The organism is Vibrio sp. 811 (assembly GCF_033339195.1).
The window spans coordinates 1-16,981 of sequence record NZ_JAWOUB010000011.1; the positions used below are offsets into that span (position 1 = coordinate 1).

The following is a 16,981-nucleotide window of genomic DNA, read 5'->3' on the forward strand; positions in this document are numbered from 1 at the left end:
GAGTGGCCAAAGGGAGCAGACTGTAAATCTGCCGGCACTGCCTTCGATGGTTCGAATCCGTCCCCCTCCACCATATTGAAGAAGCCAGCTCATTGAGCTGGCTTTTTTCGTTTCAGGATCTTGATAGCATAGTCCTACTACAACGAACCTTTCACTCCTAACCGAAACTCTGCTCGATTGAATACCTATCACAGTAAATAAGTGATCAGAAATAGCGTAGGGAAAATGCTTGAGAACAAGGCGCAGTTATCGAGTATTTTAACAAGCTAGAATGACCAGTTATTTACTACGATTGGTATAACCTATACTCAATCTCACTAAAGCAACCAACCCCATGTGAAACTCCACAAACAAAAGGCTGAGGAGCAGATCTTTACCCTACAAACAATGTACTAGCTATTTTGATTTTGTTAGTTCGTATGGCCTTAATATGAATGTTCAATATAAATAGGAAAACACTTGAGGACTTACTAGAAAAAGTGGGCTCGCAAAATTACCAAACGGACTCAATTAGTGATGTTTGTATAAAAACACGTACAAGAAATATAAATGATAGATACAAAAAATCCCGCAGGGGATGCGGGATTTTTACTAGTGACTAAATTGGTTTAAAGGTGACTAGCCTTGAATACCAACGATTAACCATGGCGCACTAGGCGCAGTCAAGTCACGCTCTAGGTGCCAGATATCTTCGATTTCTTCTTCAACACCTTCTACTGTGTCACGGTAACGACCGCTAAACTGCAGACTAAGCTGTGCTTTATTTGCATCGTAATCAGCGCGGACGATCTCCGCATCAACGTACATTACGTCAGTATGCTGCTCACCGTCGAGCTTCGCGCGCTCTGCTTTTAGGTCTTCAAACAAGCTTGGAGAAACATATTCTTCAATAGTTTCTAGCTGGTTGTGATTCCACGCACCTTGCAGGATTCGATAGTGTTCACGAGAACCATTAATGAACGCTGCTTGGTCAAAACCCGGTGGGTAGTTATGTGGTACGTCTGTTTGAGCGCCAAAACCACCAAAGCCACCATTATTTGTGTTTGGTTGTTGCTCAAAGTTTTGCATGTTTGGTTGCTCAAACTTAGATGCGTTGCCACCAAATGCAGGCTGTTGACGATGCTGGTTCATACTGCCCTGCTTCGCACCTAGCATACCGCGCATTAGTTTAAAGATGACAAAGGCAATCAAACCAATAATTAGGATATCCATAAACTGGATACCTTCAAAAGCACCGCCAAAGAATGCAGCAAGTAGACCACCAGCAAGAAGTCCGCCTAGCAGACCACCCATAAGGCCTTTCTTACTTGAAGACTTTGTCGTCTGATCTTTGCCGACCGTATTGGTGTTTTGTTGCTGTTGTTTCGGTGCTGGTGCAGTTTTGTAGCTCTTACCGAAAGACTTACTGCCACCAAACTTCTTCGCTTCCGCGATAGGCGTTACAGCAACAGTAAACATCAATAAAGCAACAATAGAAAATAAACGTTTCATCGTTATCCTTAAAGTTAGCTATCTAAGATAGTGCCCCATTTTCAAGACGAAACAATCGTTGTTTCAAACAGTAGCACGCCAAAGATGATTTTTAAGTCATCATACTCTGTATACCGATTGATGAAAATAGCTTATAGAAGCTGACATGTATCAGAATATTGCCAAAAATGCAGACTGCTCACACTGCTTGCAATTCAGCTGAAGGCGCTTGATCAATGTAAAAAAAGTATGGAATAAGTTCACTAATACTCCAGATTGTTTTACTTGAATTAGAATCAGTGACACAGCTCAGAATCCTACACCTTGAGGGCACTTGGACACATTGCCTTGTTGACGGTTAATAGGTAGCTGACTATCATATTGAACGATGTTCAATAAAGTAGTTTGAGAGTATGGCGCGCAGAAACGATCACACCCGAGAAGAGTTAGTGAATTTGACGTTAACAACGGTCAAAAACTTTTTAGATGAGAATTCTTACCACGAACTCAGTCTTCGTAAAATCGCTAACATGATTGGTTACGTGCCAAGCACATTGGTAAATGTTTTTGGTAATTATAATTTGTTGTTGCTTCATGTTGTCGCTCAAACTTTAGATGAGTTATCTCAAGAAGCACGCAAAGCGACTAATGACAGCAAAGACTCCCATCAAGCGCTTTTTGAACTCGCTTATTGCTACCACGATTTTGCTCAAAAACACCCATACCGTTGGCAGTTAGTGTTCGAACACAACATGAATGGAGCAGAACTTCCGGAATGGCATGCCAAACGTATCGATGGTATGACGGGAATGCTAGAGTCACTATTGGCTCAAATCGCACCACATCGTACTGAATCCGAAGTGATTCAAGCGAGTCGAGTCCTTTGGTCTGGCGTACATGGCATTACTTTACTCAGTGTTGATGATAAGTTTTTCTCTAGTGAACCGATTGATGGCAAAGAATTGATCAGTAATCTTCTTTCTAACTACCTCACGAACTGGTAACAAAGGATTATCCATGTCATCCGACAGACAGCCGTCCTTACTTACGCAGAGAAAATTCCTGCCCTATTTCATTACTCAATTTTTTGGCGCTTTCAACGACAATATTTTTAAAAACGTTTTGCTGTTGTTTGTCGCATTCGCTGGCTCCAGTGCACTGCCTATTTCGAGCAATTTGTTCATCAACCTTGCGGCAGGCTTGTTCATTCTACCGTTCTTTCTGTTCTCTGCTTCCGCTGGCGTATTAGCCGACAAATATGAAAAGTCATGGTTTATTCGTAAGGTCAAACTATTTGAAATAGCCATCATGCTGTTAGGTGCCATCGGATTCATAACCGAAAGTTATGGTGTGCTTTTATTGCTACTGTTTTTAATGGGCACACAGTCAGCATTTTTTGGCCCAGTTAAATATGCCCTTTTGCCTCAAAAGTTAAATGCTAAAGAGTTAGTGCCCGGCAACGCTCTTGTTGAAGCTGGTACCTTTATCGCCATCCTTATTGGCACCTTAGGCGCTGGGATTATAGCCTCTACAGACAACGCAAAATACCTTGCCGCATTTTGTGTCGTGATCTTCGCATTGTTAGGCTACTTGTCGAGCCGCTCAATCCCCTTTGCTGCAGCCAGCGCGCCCAATCTCTCTTTTCGTTGGCAACCATATAAGCAAACCAAACACACGCTCTCTATCGCCAAATCCGATCGAGTTGTTTTTCAATGCATAATGGCAATAAGCTGGTTTTGGTTTTTAGGCGCCGCATATCTAACACAATTCCCGAATTTCACTAAGATTTACCTAAATGGCACCGAGAGTGCGGTGTCTTTCTTGCTCGCTCTATTTTCCATTGGTATCGCGCTAGGGTCGCTACTTTGCAATTGGATCTCAAACCATCGTATCGAAGTCGGTATTGTGCCAATTGGTGCCTTTGGCATTACGGTATTTGGGTACCTAATGGCCACTTCCATTCCCAATGATCTACCTATTTTCCATAACTTTGTAGACTTCTTTAGATATGAGCCTTTTTGGCCATTATTTTTCTACCTATTGATGATTGGCGCTTCGGGCGGTTTGTTTATCGTGCCTCTTTACGCATTAATGCAGCATCGAGCAAAGGAAACCGAACGTGCTCAAGTCATCGCAGGGCTCAACATCTTTAACTCTCTGTTTATGGTCGGCAGCGCTGTCTTGGGTATTGTGTGCCTAAGTGTAATCAAGATGACAATTCCTCAGCTGTTTGCATTGTTAGCCATTTTAAATTTCTTAGTTGCCGCTTACATCTTTTTGCAAATACCTATTTTTGTAGTTCGCTTTGTCATGTGGATGCTTACGCACACCATCTATCGAGTTAAGCATAAGAATCTACACAACCTACCCGAGCATGGTGGGGCATTGATTGTATGTAATCATGTAAGCTACATGGATGCATTGCTACTTAGTGCAGTATGCCCAAGGTTGATTCGTTTTGTGATGGAGGAAGATTACGCCAACCTACCTCCATTAAGGCGCTTTTTACGTCGAACTGGGGTAATTCCAATTTCAGCGAGTAACAGAAGCTCTATCAGACGTGCATTTAACGATGTGGAAGCCGCGCTAAGCGAAGGTCATATCGTCTGTATTTTCCCTGAAGGAAGATTAACTTCAGATGGTGAAATGAATGAATTCATGCGCGGTATTGATATCATTCTACGTCGTAGCCCAGTACCTGTCATACCTGTTGCACTAAAAGGATTATGGGGAAGCTATTTCAGCCGCGCAAAAGGTCGCGCATGCTGTGGCTTACCGACTCGATTTTGGTCAAAGCTAGAAATTGAGGCAGGACAACCGGTGCCACCAAATGAAGCAACGGCAAAAACAATGTTCGATAAAGTGCATCAACTTAGAGGCGACTGGCGATAAATACACTTGAACACATGTTTAGGATAACTGAACATGTGTTCAAATCATTAAGACAAACTGACCACACCCAGTGCGATATACTCTCCCTTTCATTCACAACAGCGAATAAAAACCTTGAATAGAAACTACCTCCTGTTTGGATTGGCGTTACTTTTTTGTCTAACCCCTCTTGCCTCCTCTCCCATTGCTCTAGTTATCGGTTTTCTACTCGCAAGTTTTGGTTTTGTGCCTTCCGAGCTGCCCATCGCTTCTTTTACTAAAAAGCTGCTGTCTTACTCGATTATTGGCTTAGGCTTTGGCATCAACTTTGAGCAAGCACTTGCAGTCACATCGGATGGTATCGGCCTGATCATCGCCACTATTACAGGCACACTGATCATGGGCACTCTCATTGCCAGGGTAATTAAATTGGAGCGAGTAACCGCTTACTTAATCTCATCAGGTACTGCAATTTGTGGTGGTAGCGCAATTGCTGCTGTGGCACCGGCGATTAAAGCGAAAGACGAGCAGATTGGATTAGCACTGGCAACAGTGTTTGTCCTGAACTCCATTGCACTCTTTGTGTTTCCTGTGATTGGACATGCTTTAGGGCTAGATCAACACACGTTTGGCACATGGGCTGCGATTGCCATTCATGACACATCTTCTGTTGTCGGGGCTGCCTCGGCCTATGGGGAAGAAGCACTAACGACGGCAACAACATTGAAACTCGCGCGCGCTTTATGGATCATTCCTGTTGCTTTGATCAGTGCCGTCATCTTTTCAAGAGGCCAAAAAGAGAATGGAAAGAAAAAACTAGCTATCCCTTATTTCATTTTTTGGTACTGTGCAGCTATCGCGTTTAGCGACTTCTTTCCTCAATTTGAAATGGTCTATCACGGCATTTTCATTGGAGCAAAGCAAGCGTTGGTTGTATGTCTGTTCTTGATAGGTTGCAGCATTTCAATTTCAAAACTAAAGTCAGCTGGAGCTAAGCCGCTGTTGTTTGGTGTGACTCTGTGGGTGCTAATTTCTACCACTTCTCTAAGTTGGTTACTGTTTTAGATATTGGTGGTCTGCTTATCGCGTTGAGGGGACGGTATTTCCCGTTTGCTATTTTTGTATATAACGACCAACGCAATAGCGATCAAAAATGCCGTTAGCTCTGCAAGAGAGCGGGCTAGCCCTTCACTACTTATCGCGATACCAATTTGTAGTGCTACTGCCGCAATTAAAACTAGCTTTGCCATCCTGAACCTTATGCATTTTCTCTCCACTAAGAAGCATAATTATGATTCAGAGTTATAAGGATACGAAATTCTCTTTATGACTAATACATAGCAAAATTGACTAATGCTGAAGTGATGACAACAGCCACTCTTTCACGGCCTTACGTGAAATTTTGATCCCACCTTCTAGTAGAGTTTCTGGCATTACATGGTATTCCACTGGCCATTTAAACTTCTCTAACTTTGATTGCAAGTGCTGGTCATACTCCGACTTGCTGCGCAATCCATTGGTCTGAATCACAGCTACTGGTCTATGACCAAACTCCGCGTCTTCGACTGGAACCACTATACTCTGCACTACACCATCAATTTGGTTCAAAGCGGCTTCAATCTCTTCACAATGGATATTCTCACCACCAGAGATAAACTGATTGTCGGCACGGCCGATTATCTTTAATTCATCACCTTGCCACTCGCCAAGATCTTTGCTGTCAAACCAGCCTTTCTCATCCAGAAATGGGGTAACATGTCCTTGATGGAAATACCCTGCCGCTAATGTCTTACCGCCAACAAAAATGCGTTGGTCAACTAATTTTATCTTACGGTGCTTCAATACATGTCCAGCATTACTGGTGCTGTCAATTCTCTTTGCGGTAACGGTAGAGGCCGCCTCCGTCATCCCATAACCTAACCACGTCTCAATGCCTTGCCCTGATGCTCGTAGTGCCAACTCATGATCAACGTGACTGCCGCCCAGTAGCACATGTGTCAATGACAAATGTGCATCATCATCCAATAACCGTTTGAGCTGAGTCGCAACCAAAGAAGCGTGTGATACGCCCTGAATATCATCAACAAGTTTCCCTGAACCGACTTTTAGTGTTGCTCCGACATATAGCCAACGATAGACAATCGCTAATCCAGAGACGTGATACAGCGGAAGCGATAACAGCCAAGCATCTTGCTGAGTGAAAATGAACTCCTGCAACAAGCCCTCTGCAGACGCAAGATGCTGTCGATGTGTATGAACCACAGCTTTAGGCTCCCCTGTAGAGCCAGAAGTAAATACTACTGAAGCGAGCCGGTCATGATGATAGCTATCTTCAGTCAACGAATCACTCTCTTGCTGTGATACTACAGGCGGTGAAAGCAATGTTGCCTTGAGTTTTTGTACATCATGTTCAGAAAAGGTCGAAGCGCACTCCTGAGAAAACCAGATAAACCGAGTTTGATCAGGCCTGTAAAGTGTAGCAAGCTTACCCTGCAACTTATCTAGTGGTTGTTCCATGGTCAGCGCAGCGAGTGCGCCTAACTGTTTGGAGGCAAGATAAAACAACAGTGTTTCTACTTGGTTCTTGCCAACCAAAGTCAGCACATCCCCCCGAGTTACACCCAAGTCATTCAAATAGTGAGTGTATTGGTCAATACGCTTCGAGAGGTGTTGCCAGTTTAATACTTCTGTTGATGTCTTGAGTGCAATAGAAAAAGGGCTCGTTTGAGCCCAATATTTCCATGGTGCCTTCGCAATATTGTCTACGCAGAATGCCACACAATCTCCTGGTCTTTTAGAGGAAGAACGGGAAGTTCACACTTAGGCCAGCCCTGCTCTAGCTGAGCTTTGAATAAGCCAATCGTATCCAAACCTGGAACTTCATCAGGCAGCTGCCATTGGGCAAAGCGCGCTAATTGAGTTAAACCGAGACTGGATTCAATGCTCGAGCTAATCACTGCTTTCATCCCCAGTGACTTCGCTTTCTCTATCAGTGTAATACAAAAATCCACCGAACCAATGAGTGTGGGTTTGATGATGATCGTTTTCACACCAGTTAGATCTTCAAGACGGAAATCTTCACGACGAACCGCATCTTGCAATGTTTCATCCCAAGCGATAGCAATACCAGTATTAATCGCAAAAGAGAGACTATCGCCAGGAGAGCGGCACGGCTCTTCCAAAAAGGTGATGCGCTGACGCAAAGACGGAGTAATGTATTTAGCAAACTGCTGCGCTTTTTCTGGTGTCCAAGCGCGGTTTGCATCAAGTCGAAGCGTTAATTGAGGGATTGATTCAAGAAAAAGGTTCACAAGCATGCCATCGCGAATTGGCTCATAAAGTCCAACTTTCACCTTAGCGACTTTCTCACCTTCCATTTCGTTCAGCTTTGGAATGAGCTCATCTGGGTCGCCAGTGCATAGTGGCGCTGTTTGGTATTTACCTTGTTGTGGTAAGCCACCAGCTAATTCAAGCTGTGCCATCGATAAACCAAACGCAACCGACGGGTACATATTGGCATAATCCACATCCAACTCTGCAACCCAACGCTCCGCCTGTTCTTGTAGCTGAACACCCGCATCTTCGGCGCTCTCTAAGCTAAAACCAGGAAGAGGAGCGACTTCTCCAAGCCCTGTTTTACCATCTTCGGAAAGCGCAACAACATAACCAACACGTTCGGTTAGCTTGTTGTTACGTAGGATGACACCACTATCCATGGGCAAGCTATAACGATAAATTTTCGCTTCACGCATAATTCAAGTCCTATGTAATGCCGTATATTTGAGCGTTCTGACGAGCAATCCCACCAGCCTCCCAGAGGGCGAGGCGCTCAGGAAAAAAGGAACAGAGGAGCTAACACGCTCCTCATTTAGACGGATTATGGGTTGCGAGGGAATTTATCGAAGTCTGGGCGACGCTTCTCGTTAAAGGCATTACGACCTTCTTGGCCTTCATCAGTCATGTAGAACATCATCGTTGCGTTACCCGCTAGCTCTTGCAGACCCGCTTGACCATCACAATCTGCGTTTAATGCAGCTTTCAGGCAGCGCAATGCCATTGGGCTGTGCTGTAGTACTTCACGACACCAACGAACGGTTTCTTTCTCTAGATCCGCTAGTGGTACAACTGTGTTTACTAGGCCCATGTCTACCGCTTCTTGAGCATTGTAGAAACGACATAGGAACCAAATTTCGCGAGCTTTCTTTTGGCCTACGATGCGAGCCATGTAAGATGCACCCCAACCACCATCAAATGAACCCACTTTAGGGCCTGTTTGACCAAATTGAGCGTTGTCAGCTGCAATCGTTAGGTCACACATCATGTGCAGAACATGACCACCGCCCACAGCCCAACCTGCTACCGATGCGATCACTGGTTTTGGACAAGTACGAATATCACGTTGGAAGTCCAATACGTTTAGGTGGTGCGTACCTTGGTCGTCTTTGTAGCCGCCGTAGTCGCCGCGGATCTTCTGGTCACCGCCAGAACAGAATGCGTCTTCACCTAGACCTGTCAGAATGATCACGCCAACACCAGAGTCGTAACGCGCATCTGCCAACGCATCAATCATCTCTTTTACCGTTTGAGGACGAAACGCGTTACGCACTTGAGGACGCGCAATGGTGATTTTCGCGATACCATCTTCAGACTTATGGTAATGAATGTCCTCGTATTTCTCGCCGCAATCTTTCCATTGAACCGGAGCGTAAAGTTCTTCTTCAGAAATGCCTACTGTTTTAGCCATGGTGATTCCCATTGTTCTCGTTACTCTCACCAAAGTGAGACTGAATTATTTGCTTGGTATGTATCGCAAACTGTTTGGGCTGCTCTTGATGGACGTTATGACCAGCGCCTTCAACTTGTCGATACGCCAACCCGCTACGTTGTGCCAGTTGGCTAAATTTTTGGTCTTTCTCACCACACAAGTAATACACTGGTATGTTCTGCTTTTGCAGTGAGGGCAACAAATATGCCTGTTTGGCTAACGATGTCGCCATCAACATATTCGCCACCGCTGAGCCAAGATTATCACTTCGCTTCGCAATGAATGTTTGTCTTTGCTCATGGTTTAGTGAAGAAAACACCGCTTGTTGGTACCAATCGTTCAAAACACGTTCAAGTGGTTCAGTTTTGAAACGCATTGCCCAGCGAGCATCATTCTCTAATCTCACCTGTTTCTCTGACTCAGTTTGAAGCCCGAAGTTTCCCCCTTCAATAATCGCGCCTGCAATATTGAGCTCTGGAAAGCATTGATGGGCAATACCATGCATCGCAATGCGGCCGCCCATAGAGTATCCAATCAAAATAAGTGGTTGTTGTGAGGGAAATAATAAAGATAGTGTGGAACCAAGAAGTTTGCAGCAATCATTTAAATCGCAGCAAAAAATAGATTGGCTGCGTCCGTGACCAGGAAGGTCAACCGTAACACGTTCATATTCGGGTAATGCATTTAAACACGCGAGCCAATCGGCACCGCTACCGAGTAAGCCATGCAAAAACACCAAAGTGGGCAACGTTCTACTTTGGTGTTTTTCTAATACAGGGAAACGTTCAAAGTAAAGCATTCAGACTCTTATTAAATGCCTTGAGTGTCTCAGCAGCTTGATTAGGTGGGGTTTGAACCTCGACCAGCAACGTGCCTTGGCGGTGACATAAATGCTCTTTTACAGATGATTGGAATTGCTCCAGTGTAGAAACATGCAAATACGCCAAACCAAACTGCTTTGCCGCGTGTTCAAACTGATAACCATGAGGCATTTGATAATATGTCGTCCTGCGCTCTGGTGGTACTGGCAACATATCAAAAATCGCACCGCCGTCATTATTAGTAACAACAAGTACCGCCGGCAGTTTATTGTGAGAAAATAGCGCCAGAGAATTGAGATCATAAAGTGCTGCTGTGTCACCGATATACATCAGTAACGGATTACCTCTTGCCCGTTGCACGCCTGATGCCGTAGCAAACAAACCGTCAATCCCTGACGCGCCTCGATTAGTGAAAACCTCTACACCATCAAATTTTCCGTACATATCAACAAGCCGAACAAACAAGCTATTACCCAAGAAAACATCTACGTTCTTTGTGCGCTCGTTGATGTCTGCTGCCAACGCAATTTCGTCAATGGCAGACGCTGAATCAGATAGGAAGGCTTCTTCGATACGTTGATGAACTCGCTTAACGTCATTCGCTAACCTATCAGCCCACCCAGCAAATATTGACTTCTCAAAGCTAATGCGAGAAACCCACGTTTGAGGAGGCTCAACCCAGTGCATTTGCGCCAGATGATTTTGGTTATTCCGGTCCATACAAGGTGAGACATACCAATACTGAACGTCTTTATCTTGTTGACTCTGCGAAACTTGTTTATCAATCCAATGATTCAAACGTTTTGAGATAATTCGGCTACCAAATTGGATAATAAGTTCACAAGACTCAAGCTCGTTTACGAACTCGGGAAGTTGAAGCCATACATCGTAATGCGCCCAATCCGAACTGAGACCACTTTGCGGGTCTGCAAGTACCGGCCATCCCATTTTTTGTGCAAACGCCTGCGCCGACTGCGCTTGTTCAAGCGGTAAGCTGCCAATCACAACCAACCCTTTTTTGTCTGAGCAAGACGGGATGTTCGCCTGTGACAAATGGCTAAAACGCTGAGTATAAGTGCCGCTTCCTTTTCGCCATCCGGCGACCGAATCTAAGTAGGTTTGATAATCCGCTTTTGCGCCGTTGGAATACAAAGGCTCTGGAAATGCACAATTAATATGAACAGCACTACCCTGCAATTGCTGCGTAAACATCACTTCATCAACTGAAGTAAGCAACCAGTTAAGCGACGTTGCTAAATTTGGGCTTGGTAAATTCAAACTGGCCGAAACATGATGTGAAAAAATACCCAATTGATTTATCGCTTGGTTTGCACCACAGCCGACAAGTTCTACTGGACGATCTGCTGTCAGCAGCACCAGTTTTTCACCAGTAAGTTTGGCTTCGGCAACCGACGGTAATAGGTTCGCCACTGCCGTACCAGAGGTAACGATAATTGCCACTGGCTCCTGAGTAGCTTTCGCTAAACCAAGAGCCATAAAGCCCAGTCCACGCTCATCAAAATGAGTATGAATGGAAAAGTCGGACTGTTCTGCCGCTTCTAAAGTTAAAGGAGTAGAACGAGATCCTGGAGCGATACAAACATGCTTAACGCCAAATCGCTGAAGCTCAATCAATATGGTTTCTGACCAAACTCGATTGAGCACCGCTTGGTCATGACTCATGATGCGACTCCCAATGGCGGATGATCAGAAATCAGCGTAAGTAACGTCGACATTTTCTTATCAAGTTCTGCCCACTCATGTTCTGCAATGGAGCCTGGAACAATCCCTGCGCCCGCAAACAGTTGTACTTGCTCACCGAGCACAAGCGCACTTCTGATTGCGACACAAAACTCTGCTCGTTCATGGCTGATGTAACCCATTGACCCCGCGTACCAGCCGCGTGCAAAGGGCTCATTATCAAGAATAAACTGCATAGACTCTTGTCGGGGTAAGCCAGCAACCGCCGCTGTTGGCTGAAGCGCCGATAACAACTGAACACCATTTATCCCCGCTCTTAGACTAGCGTGAATATTTCGCTTAAGGTGCTGCACTTTTCGTAGTCTGACCAAACTCGGTTCAGCTTCCACTTCAACCATTTCAGAATGCGGTGATAGACGATCAATGATGTCGTCCACCACATACTGGTTTTCGTTGAGGTTCTTTTGGTCTTGGGATAACCAATTCGCCAACTCCATATCTTGAGTGGCATTGTCTCCCCGACCAATCGTACCTGCTAACGCTTCGGTATGTAGCTCATGCCCTACGCGAGAATACAAACGTTCTGGCGTAGACCCCATAAAACTGTGCTTACTGTCTAAGCTCAGCATGAAATGGAAGCTATGATGGTTATTTAAGTAACTTGCTTTAAGTAGCTGTGCAGCACTTAATGTGTTATCAAGCTGCACGGTAGAGCGACGCGCTAAAACCACTTTCTTAAAATCATCATTCTCTATACCAGTCAGAACCTTATGAACTAACTCATTCCATTGAGGCTGACTTGGCGTATGAACAATAGAGCGGATGTGAGACGAAATTGGAGCTAAGGTTGCGACCTCACAAACCAGTTTATTCAACCCAGCTAGAGTTCGCGCTTTGTCTTCTGAAATATTAACTGCGAGAGACCACTGTTGGTCAAAACGAATTAACTCAATTTGAGGCAAAAAGAAAAAAGAAGGCATACAGCGACGATTCTTCTCATGCTGTCCATCAAAAGAGCGCCCGCCCCAGACTCTTTGCCCTTCACCTAGAATGGTATAAGCAGGACCTGGCTCAACAAAAGCGTGCAATTGCCCTAGTGCAACGACCTCTTCACGTGTATCGCGGGACTGCCAATAAAACTTAGGGAAAAGTGGTTGTGCATCAAGCCAATCAATAAATGAGAAATTAGGTTTCTCGCTAAGGGGCTCGACCAGACGTGTTTGATTGCCTTCCGATTGCTGAACTCGCTCGATAATTCTCTTTACGGCTTGATGGAACTGTGACAAATCAACCTCGTTGTATGTGAGGATAAATGGTAACTGACGGCTACTCTAAGTTTAGACCCAAAGCAAATCAAGGTCGTATGCGATCTTTTGCAAAATCCTGTGATAGCAAGCGAGCAAAACTTAACCAGCAGACAGATTATTTACAGATATATATTCTAATAAAAAACAAATTATTGTATTTTAATAAAGAAATTAACGAATTTTTAGGAATTAAACAATGCAAAATATCGGGATGTCGTCAAAACTCGACAATGTCTGCTACGACATTAGGGGTCCTGTACTCAAACATGCTAAGCGCATGGAGGAAGAAGGGCATAAAATCCTAAAGCTAAACATTGGTAACCCTGCCCCATTTGGTTTTGACGCCCCTGATGAGATTTTAGTCGACGTGATTCGTAATCTGCCGACTTCTCAAGGCTATTGTGATTCCAAAGGCATTTACTCTGCTCGTAAAGCTGTGGTCCAACACTATCAGCGTAAAGGTATACGCTCGCTAGATGTCGAAGATGTGTATGTAGGTAACGGCGTGTCTGAGTTGATCGTAATGGCCATGCAAGCGCTATTAAACAATGGCGACGAAATGCTGATCCCAGCACCAGACTATCCGTTATGGACAGCTTCAGTTGCACTATCTGGTGGTAAGCCGGTTCATTATCTATGTGATGAAGAGGCTGACTGGTACCCAGACCTTGAAGACATCAAAAAGAAAATCACACCAAAGACACGTGGCATTGTTCTGATCAACCCGAACAACCCGACAGGTGCGGTATACAGCCGTGACTTCCTACTTGAAGTGATTGAGATAGCACGCCAGCACAAACTGATCATTTTCGCAGATGAGATCTACGACAAAGTGTTGTACGACGGTGCAACACATACCTCAGTCGCCACACTCACTGAAGACGTGCTAGTTATGACATTCAATGGCCTTTCAAAAGCCTACCGTGTTTGTGGTTTCCGTGGTGGCTGGATGTTCCTAACGGGGCCTAAACATCTGGCTCAAGGGTACGTGAATGGCTTGGAGCTGCTTTCATCGATGCGTTTATGCGCAAACGTACCAATGCAACATGCGATTCAAACCGCGTTAGGTGGATACCAGAGTATTAATGAACTGATTTTACCTGGCGGACGCTTATTAGAGCAGCGCAACCGAGCGTATGAACTGATCAATCAGATTCCTGGTGTTTCTTGTGTCAAACCTAAGGGTGCGATGTACCTCTTCCCGAAAATCGACACTAAAATGTACAACATCAAGAACGATCAACAGATGGTTTTAGATTTCTTAAAACAAGAGAAGGTCTTACTAGTGCAAGGTTCTGGTTTTAACTGGCCAAAACCAGACCACTTCCGCATCGTGACACTACCGCACGTTGAAGATCTAGAAATCGCCATTGGACGTTTTGAAAGATTCCTATCAACCTACAGCCAGTAATGAATCACTGGTAGTAATTAGTGCTGATCTCTCATATGCTTAGAGGAACTCCTAGTGAGTTCCTTTTTTACACCAGAAACGGAGAAAGCCATGAAAGAAAGCCATTTTTTCGCCCACCTGGCTCGAATGAAGCTGATCCAACGCTGGCCTTTAATGCGGTCCGTCTCACCAGAAAACGTTTCAGAGCATAGCTTACAAGTTGCTTTTGTCGCTCATGCCCTTGCCCTAATTAAAAACAAAAAATTCGGCGGTAACCTTAATCCAGAGCGTATCGCGATTCTTGCCATGTACCATGACTCCAGTGAAGTATTAACGGGTGATCTTCCGACTCCAGTGAAGTATTACAACCCTGAAATTGCCAAAGAATATAAGAAGATAGAATCGGCAGCGGAGCAAAAATTACTCTCAATGTTACCGGAAGAGTTCCAAGATGACTTTGCCCCCTATCTTCTTTCTCACTCTGCTCACGAAGAGGACGCAAAAATCGTTAAGCAAGCCGATTCCATCTGTGCCTATTTAAAATGTCTCGAAGAACTAAGCGCCGGCAACCATGAGTTCGCTCTGGCAAAAAAACGCTTAGACGTCACTTTGCAAGAACGCAGAACGCCTGAAATGGATTACTTTCTCAATACCTTTGCCCCAAGTTTCGAATTATCGTTAGATGAAATCAGTTAGCTTACGGAGATAATCGTGTCGTTTGAATTACACCCGCAATGGCAAGAGCGCCATGATGATGAGCATAAAATCCGTCGAGACGACCATCGGAGCCCGTACCAACGAGACCGAGCGCGCATTCTTCACTCGGCTGCATTTCGACGCCTACAAGCAAAAACCCAAGTACACGGCAATAGCTTGGAAGACTTTCACCGCAGCCGGTTAACACACTCCTTAGAAGCGTCGCAACTCGGGACCGGTATCGTCGCCCAGTTAAAGAAAAAACAGCCAGAGTTCCGTGATCTATTACCATCAGACAGCTTAATTGATTCATTATGTTTGGCGCACGACATCGGGCACCCCCCATACGGTCATGGGGGAGAAGTCGCTCTAAACTACGTAATGCGCGAACATGGCGGCTTCGAGGGGAACGCCCAAACCTTTCGTATAGTCACTAAGTTAGAGCCTTATACCGAGCATTTCGGAATGAATTTATCACGCCGCACACTGCTTGGTTTGATTAAGTACCCTGCCCTCATTAGTCAAACACGCTCCGTCAAGTTGCCTCAGCCAGCCGAGCATCAACGTAAACTAAAAGCAAAAGACTGGAGCCCAGCTAAAGGCATTTATGATTGTGATAAAGACTTATTTGATTGGGTAATTGCACCGCTTTCTGACAACGACAAGGCATTGCTTAGTCTGATGCGTTCAACGCCAGAATCGGAGTTTGAGCACAGTAAAACGCGTTTTAAATCACTCGATTGCTCAATCATGGAGCTGGCAGATGATATCGCCTACGGTGTTCATGATTTAGAAGATGCAATCGTACTTGGTATGGTGACACGTCAGCAATGGCAAGAAGGCGCAGCAAGTCAATTAGCGGACTGTGGCGACCCGTGGTTTGAAGCTCATATCGATTCCATCGGACAGATGCTATTTAGCGGTAAGCACCATGAGCGGAAAGATGCTATCGGTGGTATGGTTAACGCGCTACTGACCAGCATTTCAATCAAAACGGTGGATGAGCCGTTTAATAACCCGTTACTGTCTTGGAATGCGTGTTTAGAACCACAGATGGCACGTGCACTTGACGTACTCAAGCACTTTGTCAGCACCTTCGTTATCCAAGTCCCGCAGGTCCAGATCGTTGAGTATAAGGGTCAGCAAATTATTATGGATATTTTTGAAGCGTTAACAGCAGACCCAGAGCGCTTACTACCCGTTCATACAAAAGATCTGTGGTGTCAGGCGAAGAGCGAGAGCAATAAGATGAGGGTCATCGCCGATTATATTTCTGCAATGACCGATGGTCACGCACAAAAGCTACACCGCCAACTTTTCTCTTCCATCGTTCTTTAGTAACACTCAACCTTTCAAATAATTCTTTTCAAAAACGCCCGGAGGCATCTGGGCGATTTGGAATTCGATCATCTTTTCAAAGGCACGCATCAGCGGTGTAAAGTCTCGCTCGGGTTCAAGCAAGCGAAGCGAATGATAACCAGCCTCGACTGTCGATAAGCTATTCTCAGAGGGCGCCTTACGAATGGTGTAGTGCCCTTGTAGTTGCTTAGGCAACTGCACGGTTGGGAATGAATGTAAGTTGCTTGAGAGTTGCCACATTTTGTACGCTTTTTTCCACGTACCATCGAGCAAAATCAAACGTATTTTCTTAGATACACTATGACTCGCTTGAGTGATTTCAGAAATGCATCGTGACTCTTCTGATGGGTAAAGAACAAAATGTTGATATGACTCATCCGCTAATAAGTGATTTAAGACATCATCACAAGAAAAGTCCTCTCCTATCAAACAAATACAGTTATCTAAACTCAAATTGAGAATCCGTGCCGTACCAAGCGGACGATGTTCTTCACTCGTGTGCTGAAGAATGATAAGTTCTACCTCGCTTGCCAGCGGTACAATCCATTGGCAAATACACGCTTTTTGCGATTTTCCACAACGAGAACAATAACGAGACATA

At 44.8% G+C, this 16,981-nt stretch carries 15 protein-coding genes; 6 read left to right on the forward strand and 9 right to left on the reverse strand.

Annotated features, from left to right (window positions below; genetic code table 11):
* Positions 1-618: 618 nt before the first annotated feature.
* On the reverse strand, positions 619-1,491 hold the full coding sequence (locus tag R7Q46_RS16000) for a Tim44 domain-containing protein (RefSeq protein WP_154204731.1): 873 nt from the start codon (positions 1,489-1,491) through the stop codon (positions 619-621).
* A 392-nt stretch (positions 1,492-1,883) separates the two neighbouring features.
* Between R7Q46_RS16000 and R7Q46_RS16005 the strand changes: the two genes are divergently transcribed.
* The 3 genes from R7Q46_RS16005 to R7Q46_RS16015 all read left to right on the forward strand — a co-directional run bounded on the left by R7Q46_RS16005 (position 1,884) and on the right by R7Q46_RS16015 (position 5,406).
* On the forward strand, positions 1,884-2,474 hold the full coding sequence (locus R7Q46_RS16005) for a TetR/AcrR family transcriptional regulator (RefSeq protein ID WP_005382308.1): 591 nt from the start codon (positions 1,884-1,886) through the stop codon (positions 2,472-2,474).
* A 13-nt stretch (positions 2,475-2,487) separates the two neighbouring features.
* Positions 2,488-4,362: an MFS transporter gene (locus R7Q46_RS16010; RefSeq protein ID WP_042524037.1), complete on the forward strand. Its 1,875-nt coding sequence runs from the start codon at positions 2,488-2,490 to the stop codon at positions 4,360-4,362.
* Positions 4,363-4,476: 114 nt separating this feature from the next.
* Positions 4,477-5,406 (forward strand): YeiH family protein, encoded by a 930-nt coding sequence (locus R7Q46_RS16015; protein ID WP_005384270.1) that lies wholly within the window; start codon positions 4,477-4,479, stop codon positions 5,404-5,406.
* On the opposite strand, the gene R7Q46_RS16020 is transcribed toward R7Q46_RS16015, so the two are convergent.
* The 7 genes from R7Q46_RS16020 to R7Q46_RS16050 all read right to left on the reverse strand — a co-directional run bounded on the left by R7Q46_RS16020 (position 5,403) and on the right by R7Q46_RS16050 (position 12,914).
* Complete coding sequence (locus R7Q46_RS16020) at positions 5,403-5,591, reverse strand: hypothetical protein (protein WP_017634658.1); 189 nt, start codon at positions 5,589-5,591, stop codon at positions 5,403-5,405. The genes R7Q46_RS16015 and R7Q46_RS16020 overlap by 4 nt on opposite strands.
* A gap of 100 nt (positions 5,592-5,691) precedes the next feature.
* On the reverse strand, positions 5,692-7,119 hold the full coding sequence (menE, locus tag R7Q46_RS16025; protein ID WP_054577993.1) for an o-succinylbenzoate--CoA ligase: 1,428 nt from the start codon (positions 7,117-7,119) through the stop codon (positions 5,692-5,694).
* Positions 7,104-8,093 (reverse strand): o-succinylbenzoate synthase, encoded by a 990-nt coding sequence (menC, locus tag R7Q46_RS16030; RefSeq protein WP_054577994.1) that lies wholly within the window; start codon positions 8,091-8,093, stop codon positions 7,104-7,106. Before menC ends, menE begins: the two co-directional genes overlap by 16 nt.
* 125 nt (positions 8,094-8,218) lie before the next feature.
* Complete coding sequence (menB, locus tag R7Q46_RS16035) at positions 8,219-9,085, reverse strand: 1,4-dihydroxy-2-naphthoyl-CoA synthase (RefSeq protein WP_005382318.1); 867 nt, start codon at positions 9,083-9,085, stop codon at positions 8,219-8,221.
* Positions 9,078-9,905, reverse strand: coding sequence for a 2-succinyl-6-hydroxy-2,4-cyclohexadiene-1-carboxylate synthase (menH, locus tag R7Q46_RS16040; protein WP_042524030.1), 828 nt, complete (start codon positions 9,903-9,905; stop codon positions 9,078-9,080). Before menH ends, menB begins: the two co-directional genes overlap by 8 nt.
* Complete coding sequence (gene menD, locus R7Q46_RS16045; protein WP_213871760.1) at positions 9,892-11,610, reverse strand: 2-succinyl-5-enolpyruvyl-6-hydroxy-3-cyclohexene-1-carboxylic-acid synthase; 1,719 nt, start codon at positions 11,608-11,610, stop codon at positions 9,892-9,894. The genes menH and menD overlap by 14 nt, the downstream gene beginning before the upstream one ends.
* The gene (locus tag R7Q46_RS16050) at positions 11,607-12,914 is read right to left on the reverse strand and encodes an isochorismate synthase MenF (RefSeq protein ID WP_033906881.1); all 1,308 of its coding nucleotides are present in this window, start codon (positions 12,912-12,914) and stop codon (positions 11,607-11,609) included. The genes menD and R7Q46_RS16050 overlap by 4 nt, the downstream gene beginning before the upstream one ends.
* A 217-nt stretch (positions 12,915-13,131) precedes the next feature.
* On the opposite strand from R7Q46_RS16050, the gene R7Q46_RS16055 reads away from it, so the two are divergent.
* The 3 genes from R7Q46_RS16055 (at position 13,132) to R7Q46_RS16065 (ending at position 16,359) form a co-directional block, all read left to right on the forward strand.
* Entirely contained in the window at positions 13,132-14,346 is a 1,215-nt protein-coding gene (locus tag R7Q46_RS16055; RefSeq protein WP_005384283.1) for a pyridoxal phosphate-dependent aminotransferase, read from the forward strand.
* Between the two features lie 90 nt (positions 14,347-14,436).
* The gene (gene yfbR / locus R7Q46_RS16060; protein WP_025766954.1) at positions 14,437-15,021 is read left to right on the forward strand and encodes a 5'-deoxynucleotidase; all 585 of its coding nucleotides are present in this window, start codon (positions 14,437-14,439) and stop codon (positions 15,019-15,021) included.
* A 15-nt stretch (positions 15,022-15,036) separates the two neighbouring features.
* The gene (locus R7Q46_RS16065) at positions 15,037-16,359 is read left to right on the forward strand and encodes an anti-phage deoxyguanosine triphosphatase (protein ID WP_115385831.1); all 1,323 of its coding nucleotides are present in this window, start codon (positions 15,037-15,039) and stop codon (positions 16,357-16,359) included.
* Between the two features lie 6 nt (positions 16,360-16,365).
* On the opposite strand, the gene R7Q46_RS16070 is transcribed toward R7Q46_RS16065, so the two are convergent.
* Positions 16,366-16,980 (reverse strand): tRNA-uridine aminocarboxypropyltransferase, encoded by a 615-nt coding sequence (locus tag R7Q46_RS16070; RefSeq protein WP_213871761.1) that lies wholly within the window; start codon positions 16,978-16,980, stop codon positions 16,366-16,368.
* Position 16,981 lies beyond the last annotated feature (1 nt).

Coding starts and splice junctions, on each gene's coding strand:
- R7Q46_RS16000 (WP_154204731.1), bottom strand. CDS start 1,491: ATGAAACGTTTATTTTCTATTGTTGCTTTATTGATGTTTACTGTTGCT.
- R7Q46_RS16005 (WP_005382308.1), top strand. CDS start 1,884: ATGGCGCGCAGAAACGATCACACCCGAGAAGAGTTAGTGAATTTGACG.
- R7Q46_RS16010 (WP_042524037.1), top strand. CDS start 2,488: ATGTCATCCGACAGACAGCCGTCCTTACTTACGCAGAGAAAATTCCTG.
- R7Q46_RS16020 (WP_017634658.1), bottom strand. CDS start 5,591: ATGGCAAAGCTAGTTTTAATTGCGGCAGTAGCACTACAAATTGGTATC.
- menC (WP_054577994.1), bottom strand. CDS start 8,093: ATGCGTGAAGCGAAAATTTATCGTTATAGCTTGCCCATGGATAGTGGT.
- menB (WP_005382318.1), bottom strand. CDS start 9,085: ATGGCTAAAACAGTAGGCATTTCTGAAGAAGAACTTTACGCTCCGGTT.
- menH (WP_042524030.1), bottom strand. CDS start 9,905: ATGCTTTACTTTGAACGTTTCCCTGTATTAGAAAAACACCAAAGTAGA.
- menD (WP_213871760.1), bottom strand. CDS start 11,610: ATGAGTCATGACCAAGCGGTGCTCAATCGAGTTTGGTCAGAAACCATA.
- R7Q46_RS16055 (WP_005384283.1), top strand. CDS start 13,132: ATGCAAAATATCGGGATGTCGTCAAAACTCGACAATGTCTGCTACGAC.
- yfbR (WP_025766954.1), top strand. CDS start 14,437: ATGAAAGAAAGCCATTTTTTCGCCCACCTGGCTCGAATGAAGCTGATC.
- R7Q46_RS16070 (WP_213871761.1), bottom strand. CDS start 16,980: ATGTCTCGTTATTGTTCTCGTTGTGGAAAATCGCAAAAAGCGTGTATT.